Below are 542 nucleotides of genomic sequence, written 5' to 3'. Positions count from 1 at the left end.
AGCGAAGCCCGGCGCACCGGCTGCCGCCAAGCCCGCCTCCGCGCCCGCAACCGCTCCGGCCGCGGCCACTTCCGGTGCGAAGCCGAAGGTGGACGACGACGAGGACACGGGCGAGGGGGTGCGCGAGCCGACTCCGGGCCAGCTCGCCGCCCGCGAGCGCATGAAGGAATGCGGGGCCCAATGGCGCAGCCAGAAGGAGGCCGGCAGGATTCCGGACGGCCAGACCTGGCCGCAATACTGGACGCGCCTGCAACAAGCGCCTGAAGGCCGGCCGCCAGCCGCTGAGATCCCCGGGGGGACGAAACCAACGCGGCGCCATGCGGCGCCGCGCCACACGCCTCAGGCGCCGGTGAAGCGGGGCGCGCGCTTCTCGGCGAAGGCGAGGCGGCCCTCCCGGTAATCGGAACTGGCATTCGCCAAAAGCGGCGGCGCGGCGCGCCTCCGCCAGCACCTGGTGCGGCGCGCCCTCGGTGGGCGCGGATCGAGAGCTTGGCGGCGCGCAGCGTCAGGGGGGCGTTCTCCGCCATGCGCTGAGCCATGCG

The 542-nt window shown here is 74.7% G+C and carries 1 protein-coding gene; it reads left to right on the top strand.

The window, feature by feature from the left end; all coding sequences use genetic code 11:
- The coding region (locus AC2W7M_RS27145; protein ID WP_486136348.1) for a hypothetical protein at positions 1–400 on the top strand (400 nt) is incomplete at its 5' end.
- Positions 401–542: the final 142 nt, after the last annotated feature.

The sequence above is a fragment of the Xanthobacter sp. BG11Y11_SDJG genome, assembly GCF_057364445.1.
This window is presented reverse-complemented; position numbering and strand designations above follow the sequence as displayed.